The organism is uncultured Thiodictyon sp., assembly GCF_903828115.1.
Classification (GTDB): Bacteria; Pseudomonadota; Gammaproteobacteria; order Chromatiales; family Chromatiaceae; genus Thiodictyon.
In genome coordinates this window covers 1-5,184 of record NZ_CAIKKU010000433.1, presented here as the reverse complement: position 1 = coordinate 5,184, position 5,184 = coordinate 1, and the positions used below count along the sequence as shown (strand labels likewise).

General features: G+C 65.3%; 5 protein-coding genes. 4 read left to right on the top strand and 1 reads right to left on the bottom strand.

Annotation, left to right across the window (positions count from 1 at the left end; translation table 11 throughout):
* Positions 1-265 precede the first annotated feature (265 nt).
* From QZY48_RS15940 to QZY48_RS15925, 4 genes are all read left to right on the top strand, one after another.
* Entirely contained in the window at positions 266-1,603 is a 1,338-nt protein-coding gene (locus tag QZY48_RS15940; protein WP_295432600.1) for a UDP-glucose/GDP-mannose dehydrogenase family protein, read from the top strand.
* Positions 1,604-2,100: 497 nt separating this feature from the next.
* Positions 2,101-3,582, top strand: a complete 1,482-nt coding sequence (locus QZY48_RS15935) for an outer membrane protein transport protein (protein WP_295432598.1) — start codon at positions 2,101-2,103, stop codon at positions 3,580-3,582.
* A gap of 377 nt (positions 3,583-3,959) precedes the next feature.
* Complete coding sequence (locus tag QZY48_RS15930; RefSeq protein WP_295432595.1) at positions 3,960-4,088, top strand: hypothetical protein; 129 nt, start codon at positions 3,960-3,962, stop codon at positions 4,086-4,088.
* Positions 4,089-4,235: 147 nt separating this feature from the next.
* Positions 4,236-4,772 carry a hypothetical protein gene (locus QZY48_RS15925; RefSeq protein WP_295432593.1) on the top strand — a complete coding sequence of 179 codons (537 nt, stop codon included), beginning with the start codon at positions 4,236-4,238 and terminating at the stop codon, positions 4,770-4,772.
* A 40-nt stretch (positions 4,773-4,812) separates the two neighbouring features.
* Here the strand turns inward: QZY48_RS15925 and QZY48_RS15920 are convergent.
* Positions 4,813-5,184 (bottom strand): tyrosine-type recombinase/integrase (locus QZY48_RS15920; RefSeq protein WP_295432590.1); only part of this gene is annotated, 372 nt, incomplete at its 5' end.

Sequence of the window (5,184 nt, the reverse complement as noted above, 5' to 3'; positions counted from 1 at the left end):
TGTTCGATCACGATCACGATTACGACAACGACAACGACAACGACAACGACAGCGTACCCGGGATCTCGGTCACCACGTCAGTTCTGATCGCACCCTGGTCGACACGGGCGCCCCCGCCAAACTGCTATATTCACACCCAGGCACCGCGCCGCGAACGATGCTGACGACGACCCGGCTCCGGGACCCCGGCCAAGCCCCGGCGGCCGCCCCCCTCGAGCCCCCGCGCGAAAGACCTTAACCTATTGAATAATTTCAGGAGTCTGCGATGGACGTCACGATATTCGGCAGCGGCTATGTCGGCCTGGTGACCGGGGTCTGTCTCGCGGAGGTCGGCAACAACGTCCTGTGCATCGACGTCGACCCGGACAAGGTCGCGCTGCTCAACGGCGGCGGGGTACCGATCTTCGAACCCGGCCTCGACGACATGATCCAAAAAAACCGTGCGGCCGGGCGCCTGAACTTCTCCACCGACGCCGCGGCCGGGGTCCGGCACGGGCTCTTTCAATTCATCGCGGTGGGCACGCCGCCCGACGAGGACGGGTCCGCGGACCTCCAGTATGTGCTGGCGGTGGCCCGGACCATCGGCGAGCACATCGACTCCTACCGGATCATCGTCGACAAGTCGACCGTCCCGGTCGGCACCGCGGACAAGGTGGCGGCGCAGATCGCGCAGACCTTGGCGACACGCGGCGTCGCGGTGCAATACGATGTCGTATCCAATCCGGAGTTCCTGAAGGAGGGGGCCGCCATCGAGGACTTCATGCGCCCGGACCGAATCATCGTCGGCACCGACAACCCCCGCACCGGCGAGTTGTTGCGGGCGCTCTACGCCCCCTTCAACCGCAGTCATGACCGCGTGATGCTGATGGACATCCGCTCGGCCGAACTGACCAAATACGCCGCCAACGCCATGCTGGCGACCAAGATCAGCTTCATGAACGAGTTGTCCAACATCGCCGAGGCGGTCGGCGCTGACATCGAGAAGGTCCGCATCGGGATCGGCTCAGACCCGCGCATCGGCTACCAGTTCATCTATCCGGGGTGCGGCTACGGGGGCTCCTGTTTCCCCAAGGACGTCCGCGCACTGGAGCACAGCGCCCGCGCCTTGGGCTACCGGGCCGAGTTGCTTGCCGCCGTGGAGGCGGTCAATTTCCGCCAGAAGGAGGTCCTCTTCAGCAAGATTTCAGACTACTTCGGCGGCGACCTCAGCGGCCGGACGCTGGCTCTCTGGGGCCTGTCATTCAAGCCCAACACGGACGACATGCGCGAGGCGTCCAGCCGCACCCTGATGGAGGCCCTGTGGGCGGTCGGCGCCCGGGTGCGCGCCTTCGACCCGGTCGCGATGGACGAGACGCGCCGACTCTACGGCGACCGGCCGGACCTCACCCTGACCAAGGACGCGCTGCAGGCCCTCGACGGGGCGGATGGGCTCGCGATCCTTACCGAGTGGAGCCAATTCCGCAGCCCCAACTTCACGGACATCAAGGCCCGCCTCAAGCACCCGGTGATCTTCGACGGCCGCAACGTCCTGGACGCCCGCTTGGCCACCGCCGCCGGGCTCACCTACCTGTCCATCGGCCGGGCGCCGGCCCGGCCCGCCTAGCACTGCGGGGCAGAATGTCCGATGCCAGTCCGGCGACTGAGCCCGGAGGCCGGCAACAAAACGCCGCTGCCGCGCTCAGACGCAGCCTCTCCACCCGTGCCTGAGATGGCCGCGCTGTCTCCTTTTCGGCACAGGCATTCCCGGCGGGGACCTTGCCGCGTCCCCGGCAACCGACATCGATCAACCTAAGAAAGAGCAGTTCTCACACAGAGACACAAAGATCACAAAGATTTTCAACGCGATCTGTCAGGTCGAACAGGTCACCCGCACGGTGATCGGCCCAACGCCTTCAATAATTTGTTTTTCTTTGTGTTCTTTGTGTCTTTGTGTGAGCAATTCCCGGATTTGGGATCAAGCGGGCACCCGGGGGCCACCTTGTGCAAAAATCACGATCCAAGCATATCACCATGTGCAAATATTATGATAAATTTGCCACGTCGATAAAGACCAACAGCCCGCGCCGTCGGCGCGGCCAAGAAAATCCTCAGGGGGACCCCATGCCTGCGTCCAGATTCGCCGCCTTTTCGCTCGGACTCGCCTCGGTCCTGGCACTCACGACCGCCCAAGCCACCAACGGCTACATGTCCCATGCCTACTCGCCTTCCGCCAAGGGCATGGCCGGCGCGGGTGAGTCCGCCCTACCGCAGGACAGCCTGAGCATCGTCGGCAACCCGGCGGGCCTGGTTAAGCTCGGGCAACGCCTTGACGTGGGGTTGGCCTGGTTCAGCCCGCACCGGGAGTACGAGGGCGTCACCCCGAACGCCGCCACCGGCGCCTACGCCCCGATCGGCAGCGGCAACGGCACCGGCAAGGTCGAGAGCCGCAACAACGACTTCATCGTCCCTAACCTCGGCTACAGTCGCCCCCTGGACGCCAAGAGCGCCTTTGCGGTCGCCCTGTTCGGCAACGGCGGCATGAATACCGATTACCGCAGTATCGATACGGCATACAACCTGGGGACCTACGGCGGCAACAATGCCATGGCCAACCCGCCGCACTACAGCAATCCGGCCGACCCGCGCTACGGTCGGCAGGTACCCGGGACCTCGCTGCTCGGCGGCGGCGATACGGGCACCAACCTCACGCAACTGGGGATCGCCTTCGGCTATGCGCGACAGGTCATGGATAATCTTGCGCTCGGCGGCAGCCTCCTCATCGGCTACCAGACCATTCAGGTGCGCGGGGTCGGGGGCTTCCAGGGCTTCACCGAGACCTTCACCCAGAGCATGATCGCCAACGGCACCAACAGTGCCTCATCGCCGGCCAACCTCACCGACCGGGGCGATGACTCGGCCTGGGGGGCCGGCGTCCAACTCGGCGCCCTCTGGGATCTCAACCCGCAGTGGACCCTGGGGCTGTCCTGGCGCTCCAAGATGTACATGGGCAAGTTCAAGAAATACGCCGACCTCTTCGCCGAGGGCGGCGGGTTCGACATGCCCTCGGTCGGCACCATCGGGGTGGCCTTCAAGCCCACCAATCGGCTTACCTTCGCCCTGGACGTCCAGGAGATCTGGTACAGCGACGTACCGGCCATCGGCAACACCAACCAGCTCGCCCAGCGGTGCGACCTCAATGCCGCCTTTGGCCCCACGGCCTCCGGCTCGAGCTACGACTCCAGCTATTGCCTGGGCGGCGCCAACGGCGCCGGCTTCGGCTGGCGTGACATGACCGTGGTGAAGTTCGGTATCCAATACGCGGTCACCGACGCGCTCACCCTGCGCGTCGGCTACAGCCACGCCAACCAGATCATCAGCGCCCAGGAGATCGCCTTCAACACCCTGGCCCCCGGCGTCATCCAACAACACTGGACGCTGGGCGGGACCTACCGCATGCAGAAAAACTACGAACTCATCTTCTGGGGCATGTACGCCCCCAAGGAGACCGTCAGCGGAGCCGGCGCATTCACCGGCGGCCAGTCACCCTCGATCGCGATGAGCCAATACGAACTCGGTCTCAACTTCGCCTGGCTGATCAACTGATCCGCCCCGGGAGCGCCGGGCACCCGCACGGCGCAATCCCCCCGTAACCGGCCAAGAGCCCGGCGCTGATCGGTCTATACCACGGCCCCGACCGCTGCGCGCCCGCGGCCTTAATCCATAACCCCGGCCAAGCCGCGCCCGCGAGCGCACGCGCTTAAGCCCGCTCGGACGCTGGGAGCGCCGCACCCCAGTGCGGCGCGGCCTCGCGAGCGACCGCAGCGTTGCGTTCTGCGGATAGGCTGCGCCCGCCGGGGCCAACCACCCGGCAGTGCGCGTGATAATCCGTCACCGGCCAGAACTGATGTGTTAACGCACATGTCGCAGGGTACGAATCGCGTACCCGCCAAGCTGCCACGACCGCCGGAGCCGGGTACGCGATGCGTACCCTACAGCTACCGGACGTTCTCACGGACCGGGCGTCGTTGTCGTTGTCGTGGTCGGATTACTCGATTACGACGACGACAACGACAACGTACCCGAGATCTCGGTCCGCACATCAGTTCTGATCGCACCCGGGACCGGCGGCACCCTTGTCCGCGCGTCGCAGATCCCCTATGCTCGACACCATCTTCGACTGATCGCAGGCCCTTCGGAGCCTGCCCGGATGGCCACCTTCCGCCTTGCCGCCCCCTTCCCGCTCGGAATAACCCCACATGCGCTTCGCCGTCAGCCCCGACGAGATCAACCAGGCAAAGGTCCCCCACGAGGTCTTCCTTACCAACCTCATCGGCAATCACATCCTGATGACCGTCGGGCTCGGCGGCATCGCCGGCTCCTTCCCCTGGGTGATGGCCGTCATCCCCCTCATCTCATTCAGCCTGCTCGGCTATATTCTGTGGCGGGCCAACCGCTCCCCGCGTACCGACCCCTGGTACGTGATGTGCCACTGGCAGGTCTGCGCCCGCCGCGCCCGCATCTTCATCCTGATGTTGCTCCTGCTGCTCGCGATCATCGCGCTCGGCTGGGCCGCCCACACCTACGGCGGCATGATGAAAGAGGCCGCCATCGCCATCGTCGTCGGCACCGGCATCCTCCCGGTCATGGTCACGGTCCTGATCCTCGTGATCGCCGAATCCGACGCCCTCTATCACGCCAACCAAGCCAAACTACCGGCCTGGGTGGTCGAGCGCTTCCCCAACCCGCAGGCGCGCGTCATCCCCGATGAGGAGCACGCGCAAGGCCACCAATAGACCCGCAAGCGGCCTTGAGCGCAGTCCCGTGAGCTGCTCCCTAGCCCAACGCATCCAACGGACTCTGCACCCCCTGCCCCCCGCGATCGAGCACCTGCGTATAGATCATGGTCGTGGACACCTCAGAATGCCCCAGCAGTTCCTGCACCGTGCGGATAGCGTAGCCACTCATCAGCAGATGCGCTGCAAAGCTGTGGCGCAAGGTATGGGTCCCCACCCGCTTGGCGATCCCCGCCTCCCGCGCCGCCCGATTGACCGCCTTCTGCAGCGTCGTCTCGTGCAGATGATGCCGACCCAGCACCCCACTGCGCGGGTCCGCGGAAATCCGCCCGCTCGCAAAGACGTACTGCCAACGCCAGTCCTTCGGCGCATACGGGAATTCGCGCCCAAGCGCCTCGGGTACAGCGACCTC